This window comes from Alkalibacterium sp. AK22 (assembly GCF_000585255.1).
GTDB lineage: Bacteria > Bacillota > Bacilli > Lactobacillales > Carnobacteriaceae_A > Alkalibacterium.
The window spans coordinates 19,178-35,359 of record NZ_JANL01000033.1 but is presented as its reverse complement, the minus strand read 5'-3'; the positions used below and the strand labels follow the sequence as shown (position 1 = coordinate 35,359).

Annotated in this window: 15 protein-coding genes; 2 read left to right on the top strand and 13 right to left on the bottom strand. The window is 45.4% G+C overall.

The window, feature by feature from the left end; translation table 11 throughout:
• Positions 1–149 precede the first annotated feature (149 nt).
• Entirely contained in the window at positions 150–1,523 is a 1,374-nt protein-coding gene (locus ADIAL_RS06990; RefSeq protein ID WP_034301838.1) for a M20/M25/M40 family metallo-hydrolase, read from the top strand.
• A 277-nt stretch (positions 1,524–1,800) separates the two neighbouring features.
• Here ADIAL_RS06990 and ADIAL_RS06985 read toward each other — a convergent pair whose 3' ends face one another.
• The 6 genes from ADIAL_RS06985 to ADIAL_RS06960 all read right to left on the bottom strand — a co-directional run bounded on the left by ADIAL_RS06985 (position 1,801) and on the right by ADIAL_RS06960 (position 5,923).
• A complete protein-coding gene (locus ADIAL_RS06985; RefSeq protein ID WP_034301836.1) occupies positions 1,801–2,442 on the bottom strand; it encodes an HD domain-containing protein in 642 nt (213 codons plus the stop codon).
• Between the two features lie 110 nt (positions 2,443–2,552).
• Positions 2,553–3,224 (bottom strand): PepSY domain-containing protein, encoded by a 672-nt coding sequence (locus tag ADIAL_RS06980; protein WP_034301834.1) that lies wholly within the window; start codon positions 3,222–3,224, stop codon positions 2,553–2,555.
• Positions 3,225–3,396: 172 nt separating this feature from the next.
• Positions 3,397–3,657: a metal-sensitive transcriptional regulator gene (locus ADIAL_RS06975; protein WP_034301832.1), complete on the bottom strand. Its 261-nt coding sequence runs from the start codon at positions 3,655–3,657 to the stop codon at positions 3,397–3,399.
• Between the two features lies 1 nt (position 3,658).
• On the bottom strand, positions 3,659–3,955 hold the full coding sequence (locus ADIAL_RS06970) for a rhodanese-like domain-containing protein (RefSeq protein ID WP_034301830.1): 297 nt from the start codon (positions 3,953–3,955) through the stop codon (positions 3,659–3,661).
• Positions 3,948–5,603, bottom strand: a complete 1,656-nt coding sequence (locus ADIAL_RS06965; RefSeq protein WP_034301828.1) for an FAD-dependent oxidoreductase — start codon at positions 5,601–5,603, stop codon at positions 3,948–3,950. The genes ADIAL_RS06970 and ADIAL_RS06965 overlap by 8 nt, the downstream gene beginning before the upstream one ends.
• Positions 5,604–5,605: 2 nt before the next feature.
• Complete coding sequence (locus ADIAL_RS06960; RefSeq protein ID WP_034301826.1) at positions 5,606–5,923, bottom strand: rhodanese-like domain-containing protein; 318 nt, start codon at positions 5,921–5,923, stop codon at positions 5,606–5,608.
• A gap of 171 nt (positions 5,924–6,094) precedes the next feature.
• On the opposite strand from ADIAL_RS06960, the gene ADIAL_RS06955 reads away from it, so the two are divergent.
• On the top strand, positions 6,095–7,057 hold the full coding sequence (locus ADIAL_RS06955) for an alpha/beta hydrolase (RefSeq protein ID WP_034301824.1): 963 nt from the start codon (positions 6,095–6,097) through the stop codon (positions 7,055–7,057).
• 75 nt (positions 7,058–7,132) lie between these two features.
• Here the strand turns inward: ADIAL_RS06955 and ADIAL_RS06950 are convergent, their stop codons facing one another.
• The 7 genes from ADIAL_RS06950 to ADIAL_RS06920 all read right to left on the bottom strand — a co-directional run bounded on the left by ADIAL_RS06950 (position 7,133) and on the right by ADIAL_RS06920 (position 16,181).
• Positions 7,133–8,140: an ion channel gene (locus tag ADIAL_RS06950; protein WP_034301822.1), complete on the bottom strand. Its 1,008-nt coding sequence runs from the start codon at positions 8,138–8,140 to the stop codon at positions 7,133–7,135.
• 157 nt (positions 8,141–8,297) lie between these two features.
• Entirely contained in the window at positions 8,298–11,171 is a 2,874-nt protein-coding gene (locus tag ADIAL_RS06945; protein WP_034301820.1) for a DUF3427 domain-containing protein, read from the bottom strand.
• Positions 11,144–11,572: a (deoxy)nucleoside triphosphate pyrophosphohydrolase gene (locus ADIAL_RS06940; RefSeq protein WP_034301818.1), complete on the bottom strand. Its 429-nt coding sequence runs from the start codon at positions 11,570–11,572 to the stop codon at positions 11,144–11,146. Before ADIAL_RS06940 ends, ADIAL_RS06945 begins: the two co-directional genes overlap by 28 nt.
• A 26-nt stretch (positions 11,573–11,598) precedes the next feature.
• Positions 11,599–12,321 (bottom strand): DUF6320 domain-containing protein, encoded by a 723-nt coding sequence (locus ADIAL_RS06935; protein ID WP_034301816.1) that lies wholly within the window; start codon positions 12,319–12,321, stop codon positions 11,599–11,601.
• Complete coding sequence (locus ADIAL_RS06930) at positions 12,318–13,670, bottom strand: phthiocerol/phthiodiolone dimycocerosyl transferase family protein (protein WP_034301814.1); 1,353 nt, start codon at positions 13,668–13,670, stop codon at positions 12,318–12,320. Before ADIAL_RS06930 ends, ADIAL_RS06935 begins: the two co-directional genes overlap by 4 nt.
• Positions 13,671–13,723: 53 nt before the next feature.
• Positions 13,724–14,638 (bottom strand): alpha/beta hydrolase, encoded by a 915-nt coding sequence (locus ADIAL_RS06925; RefSeq protein WP_034301812.1) that lies wholly within the window; start codon positions 14,636–14,638, stop codon positions 13,724–13,726.
• A 457-nt stretch (positions 14,639–15,095) separates the two neighbouring features.
• Positions 15,096–16,181, bottom strand: a complete 1,086-nt coding sequence (locus ADIAL_RS06920) for a DUF871 domain-containing protein (protein ID WP_034301810.1) — start codon at positions 16,179–16,181, stop codon at positions 15,096–15,098.
• Between the last annotated feature and the right edge of the window lies 1 nt (position 16,182).

Below are 16,182 nucleotides of genomic sequence, written 5' to 3'. Positions count from 1 at the left end.
CAAATGGCGTTTGCGGCGCAACTGAGTGCCTGTCTCCCCTGAGTTGCCGCGCAAACTAGTTTTTCCTTTTGACATCCCTTTTGCATGTGTATATTATGAGGTAAAGGTTTTAAATCTCATTTAATTTTAATAAAGGAGCGTTAGATTTTATGTCCATCTGGAAAACACACTACCAACAAGCCAAGGAAATATTGGACCAGAAAAAGGAAGAGCATCTCGATACTCTCTTTACCCTACTGCGCCAGCCCAGTATCAGTACACTCAATATAGGGGTCAGCGAATGTGCAGAACTCCTGAAATCAATCATGATTGACAGTGGTATCGATGCCCAGATCATGGAAACCAAGGGCCTCCCGGTCGTCTACGGTGAAGTCATGAATCCCAAAAATACCAGAACCGTCCTGTTTTATGGACATTATGACGTTCAGCCGCCTGATCCGATGGAATTATGGGAATCAGACCCCTTTGACCCAGTGATTCGTGACGGAAAAATTTACGGCAGGGGTACCGGTGACAACAAAGGCCAGCTGATTGCACACGTTCTGGCCGTCAAAACCCTGCTTGAACAAAACGGATCCCTCCCGGTAAACGTCAAATTTCTCTTTGAAGGCGAGGAAGAAAAAGGCAGTGTTAACCTGGCTTCTTTTGTTGAAGAACACCAGGATCTGCTCCAAGCTGATTTGGCTTATACAGCTGACGGTCCAATGGAAGGCGACAATCAGCCGAGCGTGACTCTCGGCAATCGCGGCCTATTATATGTTGAAGTACAAGCAACCGGAGCCTCCCATGACAACCATTCCGGGAACAAGGGCAATATCGCTCCCGATCCAGGTATGGCACTGATCCGACTAATCCGCACAATGGTTGAAAAGGACGGCCACGTTTTAATTGACGGTTTTTACGATGGCCTGCTCCAGCCAACTTGGGAAGAAGAAGAGCATTTGAAACAGCTCCCTTTCTACCCAGACAAGACAGCAACTGTCGTTGGCGTCCATGCACTGTCCATGACTAGTGTAGAATACTATACTAACCTGTGCTTCCGACCGACGTTTACCATCGCTGGCTTTGAAACCGGCTATACAGGGCAAGGAACCAAAACGATTATTCCGTCCAAAGCCAAAGTCAAGCTGGATATGCGCATGGCTCCCGGTCAGGATCCTGAAGCAATCTACCATGCCATTGAAAAACATGTCGCAGCCTTTGACAGCCGCTGCCAGCTGACAGTAGAAAAGCTAGGAGCGGTCAAGCCATCCAAAACCTCCCTGAAAGACCCCCTCGTACAGGAAGTGATTGAGAGTGTGGAAACAGCCTATGATATCCCGCCAGTAGTCCTACCGGCTTTAGGTGGTACCGGACCGATGTATGTCTTTACCGACATCCTTTCCATTCCCTCCATTACCGTCCCATACGCCAACGTTGATGAAGATAATCATGCACCCAATGAGAACATGGGGCTCAAGGAATTTTACTGGGGTATCCAGGCTTCCTGCAGTGCCATATTGAAGCTGGGGTTGTCCAAGTAAAAGCAGTTCAACTGGGGTAGAAAAGCTAGGAATAAAAAAGGAGGAAAAAGCTGAACTTTTTCCTTTTACACGTTTCATTTTTAGTGCAGCTTTTGCTGATAGTGATATTTGCCGGTCAAAGGCTGTCTTTAGCCGCTTCAGTTAAGCGTAATTCAGGATACGTGAAGGCTACTTGTGACAGTGAAGTCCAGTGCTTCAATTTGAAATTTATTCAACTAGAAAAGAACCGGAAAAGCTGTTTTTAAACAGTTTTTCCGGTTCTTTTACTGTAATCTTTTTAATTTTCCCATTCCTGAAAGAACTGGACCAGATAATCTTCCATAAAGGCATGTCTTTCTTCTGCCATCTGCCGGGCCGTTTGAGTATGCATCAAATGTTTCAGCTTAAGCAGCTTTTCATAGAAATGATGAATAGCACTGGACGGTCCATTACGGTACTCGTCTTCAGACATGTCGTCTCTTACCGATAATTCAGGATCAAAAAGCAAATGACCCTTGCTTCCGGCATAAGCAAAACAGCGGGCGATCCCGATTGCACCGATAGCATCTAATCGGTCTGCATCCTGAACAATCTGGGCTTCGAGGCCGGTCAGTTTTTGGCCATTTCCACCTTTAAATGAGATTGACTGGATAATATCCATGATTTTTTCGCTGTCACGGGCAGAAACCCCCACTCCCTCCAGCCAGTACTCCACTTCCTGCACTGCCTGCTGCTTATCAGATACCAGCTTGTCGTCGATTAGATCATGCAACAAAGCGGCCAGTTCAACGATGTAACTGTTGGCCTGTTCATCCTTGGCAATTCTGGAAGCCGTCTTCCATACACGCTCGATATGATACCAATCATGACCTGTCCCTTCATTTTGAAGCTTTTTCCTGACCATTTCTTTTGTATCGACTACAATTGACTCTTTATTCATTATTAGTCTCCTTGCTTTTCTTTCACCTTACCTGTCTTCACTCTGACCTAAACGAGTTCTGAGAAAGATCCGGATCCGAAGCTCAGGACCTTTCCTTTTGCTTCCTTACTTTACATTACCTCACCTGTCTGTGCATCGATTCTCTGGTCCGCTCCCCCTTCAATATCGATCTCAAAGACGGTGCGACCCCCTTCCACTTCTAGCTCCCAGTCCTCGACATATCCGGAACCGGCTGCTTCAAGGGCTGCTTCCATGGCTGCTTCAGGAGTAACGATGCCATCCAGTTCTAAGGTATCGTCGGTGTCATCGTCATCATCCTGTTCTTGCTTGACGATTGCTCCTGTTTCAGCGTCGATATCCAGCTCGTATGCGTACTGACCATCCCAACCTTCAAATTCGTACAAATAACGGCCATCATCACGGGTAAACTGGATTTCGCTTATATTGATGTCCTCGCTGCCGAAAGTCTCAAAGAACAGGGCGATCGCCTCATCTAAATCAACCGAAAAAGTCATGCCTTCGATTCCAGGGCTATCTGTCTGACTTTCTCTATTCTGTCCATCTACCGGTTCTTCTTCAGTCTCGTTTGCCACATCGTCTTCAACTGTGTTTGCTGATAGATCTTCTCCAACTGTCTCATCGCTCATATCATCGTTTTGCCCAGCTGTATCTTCTGTGTTTATTGACTCATCTGACTGGCCATCTACACAGGCTGCCAGTAAAAGCAAGGCAGACAGTGAGAGCAGCCCCCGTTTGATTCCATTAGTTTGTTGAATATTCATCTTGATTCTATCCCTTTCCTATCTTCTGTAGTTCTCCTGTATAGTAGCAGAATCCTGTCTTGAAAACGACTGAAAGGCTTGTGATACATCCGATTATGGAGCCTCTAATCTTGTCCTTATTCAGCGCAAAAAAACCCATGCGGCGCTTCGCGCCTACATGAGCTTTGCTCTTTTATTTTCTGATAACCAGCTGAATAGCTTTCTGGATACTCGCTGCCTGCTGTTCAGGATCAGCTTCTGCATCTTCCACACACTGTTTCAGGTTTTCAGCCACAATCACGCCCATAATACGGTCCACGCTGGATCTGACTGCTGACAGCTGAGTCACAACGTCCTCACATTCCTTGCCTTCTTCCAGCATTTTCTGTACACCTCTTAGCTGGCCTTCCGTCCGTTTCAGACGGTTCAGAATACTTTTGTCGCATTGTACCATTTTACTCGATGTCTCCTCTCCAGGCGGACATCCCGCCCATCACATTAACTATATCATACCCCTGTTTGCCCAAAAAGTCACTTGCCATGGACGAACGGCCACCGGACAGGCAGATTACGTAATGCTCCTTGCCTTTTTCCAGCTGATCATATGCTTGTCCCAGCTGGCTCAAGGGCATACTTTCGGCTCCAGGTATATGTCCAGCCTGAAATTCATCGGCTTCCCTGACATCCACGATGCTCAAGGCTTCTCTTTTTTGTTTTTGCTCAAATTCATTGATACTGACTGATCTATACATAAATTAAGTCCTCCGGCTTTACAGTATTATACAAGGCATAGGCACCGTCCAGATTTTTGACGGCAAAGCCGGCCTGTTTCAGGATACGCTCACCGATATAGCTTCTCTGACCGCTTCGGCAGCTGATAATATAAGCTTGATCCTTATTCAGCTCATGCATGCGGTCACGTAAGTCATTAAGCGGAATATTCAACGCATCAGGGAAGCGTCCGGCTTCCAGTTCGGAGGCATTACGGACATCTAAAAGAATCGCTCCTTTTTCCAGTTCACTGTCCAGTTCGTGCCACTGGATTGACTCACTCATGCCTTCCATAATGTTCAAGGCCGCATATCCGGCCATGTTGACCGGATCTTTAGCTGAACCGAATGGCGGCGCATAGGTGAATTCCAGCTCCGGCAGATCATAAACAGTCAGCCCACCCTTGATGGCTGTTGCAATGATATCGATTCGCTTATCGACTCCCTTGATACCGACCGCTTGGGCTCCGTATATTTTCCCGCTGGTCGGATCAAAGACCAGTTTCAATGTGATATCTGTTGCTCCAGGATAATAGCCGGCATGGTCCTTCCCTAAGGTATGCACGGATGCTACCGGCAGACCGGCCATGGTAACCTGACGCTCATTCAAGCCAGCAGACGCAGCGGTCATTTCGAAAGCCCGTACAATAGCCGTGCCGATGCTCCCTTGGTTGGCGCGTTTGACGCCTGCAATATTGTCAGCAACCTGCCGACCTTGACGGTTGGCTGGCGAAGCCAGAGAAATAAGTGCATCTTCTCCTGTAATCTGGTTTTTAACCACAATGGCATCTCCGACAGCATAAATGTCCTTGATACTCGTCTGATAAGATTCATCCACCAAGATACCGCCACGCAGACCCAGTTCAACTCCAGCTGCTTCGGCCAGCTTGCTTTCAGGCTGGACACCGACAGACATAACGGTCATATCAGTCGACAGTTCTGTGCCGTCTTCAAGGACGATGGTCTGGCCCTTGTCTTTAAAGGCCACGGCAGATTGTGAAGTGATGACCTCTACCCCTTTATCGGTCAGTTCGTTTTGAATAAAAGCAGCCATTTCTTCATCCAATGGCGGTAAGACATGCGGTGCTTTTTCGATAAGCGTTACAGCGATTCCCCGATGCTTCAGGTTTTCAGCCATTTCGATACCGATAAAGCCGGCACCGACAACGACAGCACGCTGCGGATCAACTTCATCAATGCGCTGCATGATTTTGTCCAGATCCGGTACGTTTCTCACCGTATAGACGCTTTCAGCCTCTTCCAGTCCGGAGATTGGTGGAATGAATGCTCGTGCCCCTGGTGACAGAATCAGCTTATCATACGTTTCTGTCACATATTCACCCTGGTGTCTGACCGTTACAGTCTTATTTTTTGAATCGATGTCTACCACTTCATGTTCTGGTCTAACATCCAGACGGAATCGGTCATGCAGCGCTTCAGGTGTCTGCACCAGCAGCTTGTCCCGCTGATCAATTTCACCGGATACATAATAAGGCAGCCCACAGTTGGCAAAAGACACATAAGGTCCTTTTTCAAATATGATGATTTCAGCCTCTTCTTTTAATCTTCTTAAACGGGTCGCAGCGGACATCCCCCCTGCAACACCTCCCACAATAATCACTTTTTCCATTTTTACTTGCTTCCTCCTCTAGTCTTTCCATTCCATTGCATCATGCCGCCACGGACGTTCACAACGTCGTAGCCATTTTTTTTCAGTACACTTGCTGCCTTCCGACTACGCATGCCAGATTGGCAAATCACATGAACAGGTTCATTCGTCTTGCCCTGGTACTGCTCAATTTTATTTAACGGTATATTTTTTGCTCCAGGTATATGCCCGGCACGGTATTCTCCAGGCATTCGTACATCCAACAGTTCTACCCGGCTATTCAGCTTTGTTTCCAGTTCTTTAGTGGAAATCGATTTTGATCGGTTAAATAACCCAAACATATGCGTGCCTCCTTTTTTATAAAGGTTTTTTATACCCTCTGGGGTATATTAAACAATAGATCTATCCTTTTGTCAACCTTTTAGTGAAAAAAGTTCTTTTCTTACTTTATTCACCTTTCTGCGGTACAATATACAGACACGTATTAGTGAAAGAAAGGAAGAAAACCAATCATGAACAGAAAACTTAAATGGGGACTGCTCGGCTCAGCTGGTATTGCTGCAACAGCACTGGCTTATGCTGGCTCGTACTTTTACAAGACAGCCGTCGCCATCAGCAAGAAAGACTTTATTGCCGATATGGATATGGAAGAAATTGTGGCTGACGATCCATGGACGGAAGAAAAACAGTGGTATCAGTCTGTAGAGAAAAAAACCTTAACTATCCGTTCAACAGATAACCTGACCTTGGCCGGCTTGCTTATCCCGCAAGCAGAAGAAACACAAAAAGTCGCGATCATTGCTCACGGCTATAACGGCAGCAACAAGGATATGGCTCCATGGGCCAAGCTTTACTATGATCTGGGCTTTAGCCTGCTCCTGCCAGATGCCCGCGGTCACGGCGACAGTGAAGGCGACTATATCGGCTTCGGCTGGCATGAGCGCATGGATTATCTGAAATGGATTGATCAGATAATCGAAAAGTTCGGCCAGGATGTTGAAGTCATTTTGTACGGCTTGAGCATGGGCGCAGCTACGGTCATGAATGTCAGCGGAGAAACACTGCCATCAAATGTGAAAGCCATTATCGAAGACTGTGGCTACAGCTCTGTCTCAAAGGAAATGGCCCATCAGTTAAAAACAATGTACAAGCTGCCTCAGTACCCTTTCATTCCCATGACCAGTTTGATTACGAAAGTCAAGGCCGGCTACTGGTTCGGAGAAGCCAGTCCCGAAGAGCAGGTCAAAAAAGCTACCACGCCTATGCTCTTTATTCATGGGGACGAAGATGACTTTGTCCCCACACATATGGCTTACGAGCTGTATCATTCGGCTGCTTCACCCAAGGAGCTGTACATTGCCGTCGGTGCCAAACACGGCTATGCTTACGTTGCTGACAAAGTCATGTATCAGAACCGCGTCAAGCATTTCCTGAACCTTCACATGAAAGACTCCCGCTATCCACTGGCAGTCTAAATTCCTTTTATAGATGAAACAGGCCTGCCGGCAGTATGCTTCTCGCCGGCAGGCCTGTTTTCAATTATTTGCTGCTCAGCTGTTTTGCCTATCCTGCCTGGGCCAGGAGTGATTATCCGCATGCACCGCGCCCAGCAACTGACGCCTGCGCTTACTGATGTTTTCTATACGTTCAAAAAACACATCATCCGTTACCAGTGGCAGCTCTTTCCCTTCCAGCTCGGCAATCACCGGCGGCGGAGGCGTCTCATCGGCTTCCTTGATAAAAGCAGATGTCATCGTCTCCAGGTATGTCCCGATGCTCGACCTGGCTTCATACACCAGCGCTTTATTGATTTTATCACTGCCCTCCATTCCCGAAAGCATCAAAGTCAGGACATCGTCAAGGATAGAAATGCTGACAGCCGAGGAATCTGCTGGCTGGTGGCAGTGGTAATAATGCAGTAAGGGGTACGCCTGGTGCTGCTGCGTTAACTGTGTAATTTGAGAAGAAATACTCATCAAAATCTGATCCAGCTGATAGAAATTTTCTCCATTCCAGGCCCGTTTAATAATTTCAGTACTGCTGTTTCCCAGGCCCGATATCGTTCGGGCCAGTGCCCGCTTGTTCACGACCGCTCCGATTACAGATATGACGTAAGATGCCCCCAGCGTTAAAAGCAGAATGCCCATGCCCGAGTTCACAGCTGTCACAATCTGCCAAAAGCCGGGACGGGGCGAATAGTCCCCCACACCGAGTGTAAAAAGCGTGAAACCGGTAAAGTAAAGGCGCTCGTACCAGCGAACCGGTCCTTCAAAAGTGGTCTGGATAATAGAGTCTGGGTCTCCCGCAAAAAAAAGTGCCGAACCCAGCCAAATCAGTAAAACCCAGCTGAGGATCGTGAATATCAAAATAAGGGGGCCTACAATATTGAACAGACCGTCTTTATCCCCACTGATTCTCTTAACTGCTGTCCAAGTCCAGCGGGCCGTACGTTTAGAAACAGGCCCTGCTCCGCCGTCTACCCAAAGAGTAGTCCAGATGAGGTCCACGACCCCCAGCAGGGTCACAGACAGCCCCAGTATATAAAATAGAATATGCATATTATTCACCTCACTTGACAGTATAGTAATAGATACTTTTATTCTAAAAGGTTTCCTGGTTTTTTCCAATTAATTGCCATCATGATTGCTGTTTTATCATTGAATACTTGAAAAGACCCCGCTCCTTTATCGGGAACGGGGTCTAAAGATCTGCTGGTCATTCTTCGGCTGTGAGATAATGATACAAACTTTTTTCGATGGGCGTTTCGAAAGTCAGCTGCATCTCGACTACTGATTTTTCTGTCCCATCCTGTACCGGCTTGTGTACTTCTTTAATCGTATCCAGTTTCGGAATCACTTCGCCCAGATAATAAAAATCTACTCCTTCATCATCTGATTTCTTAGCAAAAACGTAAATATCCCATTCCGCATAATTCTGAAGCTTCTTGACCTCTGGAGACTTCAGTGTTCTTGGAGCACGTGTAAACCACTTCAAGGTCGAGGGATCAAGCAATTCATCTTCATAGGCCATCTGCGCACCGGCAAAGTCCTCACCCTTTTCGAGAGTGATAAATATGATAAATTTGCCTTTTTCTGCACGGTAGCCACTGACAATTTGAGCATTTAATTGTTTTTCCCAATTCAGCAGACGTAAAACGTCTTTCCGTTTATATTTTTGGTACCGGGTCAGGGGAGTATCTGCATTAAAGGCGTCGGCTTTCAGTAGCCCAGTTTCAACTACATCAGTAAGTAATTTATTGAAGTAAGGATCTTTTAGCTGTTGCTTAAACTCATCCGTCAGGTAAACGGAGTGTACTCCCTTTTCAATGAAGGCTTTTTGTTTGTACACTTTTGCTTCTGATCCTGTAAAGAAAGAGAGATCCAGCGTATTGAATACCGATTCAAGAGTATGCCTATCAGACAGCAGACCTTGGTTATCAAAAAGCTGTTCAACTTCATCCACTGTATAGATCCGCTTCGGCTGAGACAAAAATTGTTTCAAGAGGATTAGTTCATGTCGCCGCATCCCGGATAAAAATTCACTTGAAGCAATCTTCAAATAAATTGATCCTATGTGATTCAAGCTACCCTCATTCACCTTCATTGATACTAAAAAATCATGATAGCTTCCTTTTTTATTCGCTAAAATATACGGATCAATCGTCTGATTGATCTGGAAGTCCTGTAAATAGGGAATCCGGCCTAAACGGTTTCTCAAAAGGTCAAATGCTTTTTTGAGCTCTTTCATTCCGGACAAATTAACATTATTTATTGATTCAAAAATCTGCTTTCTTGCAATTTCTTCAAAATTGATGGTTGAAACACCTGAAATAAAGTCTGTGTCATAGGTATCTTTTCTAAGTTGATTTTTATTCCTTGAAACGTCTCCGGATAATGCCATAGGGATCATATAGTTATTCCTGTAATTTCCGATAAAGTCAATCACGGTCACATAGTCCTTAGACTTATCCTTACGCAGGCCTCGTCCAAGCTGCTGGATAAATATAATACTTGACTGCGTATTCCTCAACATGACTACTTGATTGATTTTAGGAATATCAATCCCTTCGTTAAAGATGTCTACAGTAAAGATGTACTGAATTTCACCTTTCTCAAGCCTTTCTACCTCTCTCTCCCTAACGGATAGAGAGTCTTCGCCAGAAAGATAAGTACTCCAGTAACCTTCTTTGTTAAACAAGCTCGACAGCTTTTTGGCTTCTTCCTTACGGCTACAGAAGACCAGCCCTTTAGGAACATTATTTGAGCAACCATAATAATCGAGCTTCTCGATCAGGTACCGGACTCGGTCTTCTTCGACCAGTTGATTAATATCGGTTTCTTCAGAAATTAACTCACCGTCTTTTTCAAAATCAGTCACACCAAAATAATGAAAGGGACACAATAAATCAGCTTCTAATGCTTCCTGCAAACGTATTTCATAAGCCACATTATAATCGAAAAGCTTAAAAATATTAAAATGATCTGTACGTTCAGGTGTTGCAGTCATACCCAGCATAAATGTCGGTTCAAAGTAATCAATAACTTTTTCATAAGACTGCGCTCCAGCCCTATGTACTTCATCAATCAGAATATAATCGAAATGATCTTCAGCAAAAGCTTTCAGTGTATGCTCTTTGGAGATGGTCTGTATAGTGGCAAAGACATAGCGGGCAGCCGTCTGCCTGGACGTTCCAGATAGGATTCCATAGTCTTTAGCCTCACCACCTAGTATGTTTTTAAAGTCAGCCATTGCCTTATTTAAAATCTGCTCTCTATGTACAACAAACAGGACCCGTTCAGGTTTTGCCTGAGCCACATCAAAGGCTGAAAGGTAAGTCTTACCCGTTCCAGTAGCAGACACTACCATACCTTTTTGCTCACCCCTCAAACGAAGATTAGCCAAACTAATGAGTGCTTCTTTCTGCATGAGATTCGGTTTAATGTATTCAGCCGAGGAAGTATCGCCGGCCACGTTACCCTCTAGCTTTTCTTCGAGAACCCATTGAGTCGAGGGTCGGTAGCTGGCCTCATAATCTTCAATCCACTTGGGTGTTAGAAGTTCTGCTTCCTGCCATTCTTGCTGCATGTGGTCCTTTATATCTTGAAGCAGCTGTCCATGATCATGAGAAGTCAGGCGGACATTCCACTCGTAATTAACCTTGAGCGCAGACAGCGTCAAATTAGAACTGCCGATAATAAAGGAATAATAATCTCGTTGCTTGAAAAGATATCCTTTTGAGTGGAAGCCCTGCTTTTGAGACAAGCGCACCTCGATGTTAGGAATTTTCAGTAGATCTTTAAACACAGCTGGCTGGTTGAACGCCAGATAAACAGAGGTCAATATTTTCCCCTGTACACCCTGCCTGTTCAGATCTGCCAGCTGTGCTTTCAGTGCAGCCAGACCGTCCTGGGTCAGAAACGCAACAGAGAAGAAGAAGTGACTGCAGTGCTTGAGTTCGTCATGCAGAACGTTCAGCATGAACTCTTTCTTTTTTTGATCATTCACAATCAGTTTTGGATCATAATGAGAGCCCACTATTTTCTGATTTATAAATGCTTTTTTTAGCGACTGAGCCAGCTGGTTTTCCATCCTAAATCATCCCCTTTATTTCTCAGTTTATCTACCGCAGGCACATCTGCTGGTGCCCATGTGAGTGTATGCAGTTCATCCGGCTTCAGCCATTTGACCTGCTTATGCTCAGTCAGACGCGGACGCCCTTTTTTCAGTATGCAGAGATAGGTCGTCAGATGAACGGTCCCGAAATCGTAACGGTAGCTGGTCAGATCAAAATATTCTGACTCAGCTTCCACCTCAATCAGCAGCTCTTCTTTAATTTCTCTCAGCAACGCTTCCTGAGAAGACTCCCCTTCCTCGATTTTCCCGCCAGGAAACTCCCAGAGGTCAGGTAGGGATTTTTCACTGCCTCGTTGAGCACAGAGGATCTTACCATTTTCAATGATGATGGCACCCACTACATGTATATCTTTCATTTAAAACATCCTAACTTTGATTAAATTTACACGTGCATACGCTTGGTCAGCTCTTCCCATATGGCTTTTTTATGCCGAAGCAGGACCGACCAGAACATAAGGAAACTGAACAAAACGGAAAACCAGCTCGGCAGGTCGATGACGACCCAGTCCATTAAGATAAAGAGCAGCGGCAGCAGGCCCATCAGCGCTGCCAGCTGAAGGTAAAGGATATAATCCCCTGCCTGCAGCCGGACGACCTGTATCATGACGAACATGGCCAGTAATGCCGCTATACAGAGGATAGGGATCGCAAAGGTCAAGGACCAGCCCAGCCATCCAAATATATAGTCAAAGTACAGGCTAAGTAGGGAGAAAATCACCAGGACGTATACGATCCCTTTGACAATATTACGCCTTTTTCGGATCAGCACTACGGCCATGATCCAAGTGACCATCAGACCGAAAAGCACAAACTCCAGGCCAAAGAAGCGGAAGCGCCAAATCGACTGACTGACAAAGTAGAGCAGAATAGCAAACAGAGAAACAACGGTCAGCAGCTGCTTCACTTTTTTACGCTGAAAGCGTAGGCCGATTTCAGGGAAAGCCGTGTGCTCCTTTATCTTCTCTTTTCCAGAAGCGGTACTTCCGGGCATTCCAGTCGCTCCCGCACTGTCTGGAGATGGTTTTAGGGTAAGCTGGCGGCCGCACAAAGGACAGACCGACCAGTTGTCGCGGACGTCGACTCGGCAGGCAGAACAGTATTTCATTGTTCGAACTCCTCCTTCGTTACCTTATTGACATCGACTTGTACTGGCACACCGGCCTGAGTCAGATGCCGGATGAAACGCCTCTGGATATCCATTTCCACAAAGGGACTGGTGAAGAGGATATTGAGCGTATCCCTGTAGCTGTTCACACAGAACTGCGGGCGAACAACGGCCGTATAGAAATTGATGTTGGTCACATAAGGTTCCACTTGTTCAGGTAAAGCCAGACGTCCCAGATTGGACATAGCCACCGTTATTTTGCGGTTTGTGTGCAGGCTGACCATTTTCAGCACCAGATCTTTGACTGGACGGAAAACGACCCGAACAGCCGGGTGAAACTCAAAGCCGATGAACCGCTTCAGACGACGCTCGATTGCTTCCGGCTGAAGCTCTTTTTTCAGCTGCTGGTCGATAACCTGGCAAATATCCTGAATATCGGCTGGCTGGTCTTTTTTAAAGGTATAAGCCATCAGCGTGGTCGAGAAGAAGTTCCGGGCAGAAAAGGACGGATAAAACTGCCTCAAGTTGACCGGAATCGACACCGTTACCGTCTCCTCCTCTTGCTTGTCTTCGATACCTTCATAAACGGCAATCATGAAAATGGCTGTCAGATAAAGGGTGAGTGAGACCTGCTGACTCTTGGCCAGCTTCAGCACCTCCTTGACCGGCGCCGTCATTTCAATGATTCTTGGCCGCTGATCCGGAGTTTTTGTGCCTTTGACCCGATGCACCCGCTTCTGTTTTGGCTGCTCTTCATAAGGCTGAAGGTTTTTATCGATATCGTCTGCTTGTTCATACGCCTCTTCAAAAGGCTTGCGCGACGGGATCCAGTCTCTTCTCTTCTTTTTCTTTTTAAAATACCGGTTAAAGCTGTCTTCCAGATCCTGCTTTTCCCTCGGACTGGTTTTAGCCTCCCTGTCAAAAGCTTCCGGATGCCTCAAACGGGTATATTCAGTGATCAGGTCTTCAAAAAACCACATGGCCCCCGTACCATCCGTCAGTGCATGAAAGACTTCGATATGGATGCGGTTCTGACTGTAGATGACTCGAAACAGCAGTTCCTTGCGGTCATAGTGATAAATCGCTCTACAGGGCGGTGACGTTTCCGTCTGTATGTAGGGAATCTGATCCGTCTGCTCCAAGTAGTACCAGAACACCCCGCGTCTCAGGACGTTCTGAAACAGCGGATAAGCTTCATAAGTCTTGACCAGTGCTTTTTGCAAAGAAGCCGGGTCCACGGCTTCTGTCAAATGGGCAGAAAACCGGAAAACTTTCGTATCGACTTCGTTTCTGGCAGCCAGAAAAATATTGGACGCATTATCCAGTCTGATCCAGCGCTTCTTTTCCATTTCATCCACTCCTTATCCTTAAAGCTCGTGCATCAACCCACTTCGCTCCTTATTCACGGCTCACTCAAGAACCCTTTCATGACATCAACAGCTTCCTCGACAGGATCCGTAAACTTCGGATAGGTAATAAAGCCGTGGACGCTGTTTGATATCCGGTGGATTTTGACTCCATTGCCGGCTCGTCTCAGTGCCTGCCCGTATGCTTCGCCTTCATCTCTGAGCGGATCATATTCAGCCGTCAAAATTAAAGTCGCCGGCTGATTTGAAAGGTCCTCGGCCATCAGTGGTGAAATCGTATAGCTTTTCCGAATACTCTCGTCCGGTGCGTACAACTCCATATACTCCTGTATTTTTTTGATCGTCAGACCGTAATCATAGCCGTTGGATCGGATCGATGGATAAGGTGAGGCTTCCGTGTGATCCCAGTATGTTACCGGATAAATCAGGACCTGCTTGATTGGCAGTCGGCGCCCTTTTTCCTTCAGTAAGAGAGACAGCACGGCTACCAGATTGGCCCCAGCTGAATCCCCCATAAAAATCCATTCCGGTTCTTTTTGGTCATCCAGCTTGGTCATCAGCACTTCAGCCACCCTCAGGCAGTCATTCAATCCGGCTGGATAAGGGTTTTCCGGAGCCAGACGGTAATCCACCGAGTAGACAATACGCCCCAGACTATCGGCTAAATTGATGCAGGTCCGTGTATAGGATTCGATGTCCCCGATCACCCAGCCGCCTCCATGCACATAAAGCACCGGCTCGGAATGACGTTTTTTCTTTGGATAAAAAATCCGCGCTGGGATTTCCTGTCCACTGACTGTGTCATAAATTTTCTCATCAAGAAATCGGTAAGTCGGCTTGGGATTTTTTGAAAACAGCCGCTGCATGCGCCGCATCGTCTGATAGTCTTCCTGAATGTCTATTTTTGGCGAAGACATCAGCCTCAGAACAAATTTGAATAATGGATTCATAAGATCTCCTTGTAACACAGTATTTTGGGGACTTGAGACTTCCGTTAAAACCCTGCTGTCCGACTGTCATGCCCGTTTCAGAGGTCTTACTGTCTGCCCGTATAGAAAGACGAAAGAAGCGGTCGCTCACACTGCTGGAAGTTTCAATAGGTTTATTTTACATGAAACCTATAGGGATAAGAAGAGCCTCTGAAAAATCTCAAGACGAGTAGTGTATTTGTCCATGGAGAAAAAAAGCAGGAGCCATTGGTTTGATACAAACGACTCCTACTTTTATAAATAATAGTGTTTTATGTTCTTCTCTATATCAGCTTATAAACAATAAAAATGTGTTTTTTGTTTCATTAAAATTGCGGTAATTACCTGTCTTAGAAGGAATTCTTATCTTTAACTCTGTATTCAATCTGAATCAAAGATACTTTAACAATATGGGCAGCTTCAACATCATTATTGTCAATTATCCTTCATACAAAATAAATTTCTGCCAAGGCTCAATAAAATCGAGCAGAAACAGTTCATTTTTATCTACGCGACCAATGATATTGGTCTTGCCTGAATTCTCCATATCTTTGAGAGCAATTTGTAACTCTCCAGCATAATGTGCATATAGACTGCTTTCTACTATAATATCTCCCCGTTTTATTGGCTCGGGATTAAACACTTTAAAGTCATGTCCTTTATACTTCACACGACTCTGAGTTGATCGAATCAAGTAGTCAGAAACGTCTCCTCTATTAAAATGGAATTCTTCCAAAGCTATTTTTCTTTCTAAATCGGGAATGTCATTATCTAATTGCACTTTAAGTTTAAGTAGTTCCGGATTGAGCTTAGACAACAACTCTAGCTCTTCATCGGATGCAAATGCATTTGCAATGATAACATCATCAATCAGTCCTGTAGCAAATAAGTGTTTAGCTTGCACATCAATCGGTAGTGTTCGGTGTTCTTCAAGGGTACATAGTCCTTCACTCACCGGCCATGGACCAATTGCAGCAGCCTGAGAGTTAACAAATGCGGCCGTTTTAATCCCTAAATCTCTAAATTGCTGGGATGTCCTCGTAAAGTGTTCATTAGACAAACCGGAATAACGATGTGGGTAGAAATTATGGCTGCCTATAATATTATTCATGTTAGGCTTATACTTCATGACGTTATCAATGTACTTGGCCCCTGTACTCATATTGATTTCAATCTTTAAATCAAATGGATTAAAGGTCATCATCGATTCTTCATTGCCTGAATAACTCATGTCCAAGCGAATCCCACTGGCTCCCGTCTCATTAAAAAATGATAAATCCTTATAAGAAATATCCAGCTGATCAAATACCCGAGGACTGACATCCAAAATTGTTTCCATTCCCAGAGAATTCCCGTGCTCAATAATATCTTTAAATTCTTTTAAAATTTCTTCTTTGCTCTTTTCAACCGATAACAGACAGGTAAAGATTCTTTTGAATCCATACTGACTTGCTTTGTTCATGTATTCAATATTATCTTCAAAACTCGTGTGTTCCGGATATATTGAAATGCCTAACCTTTTCATA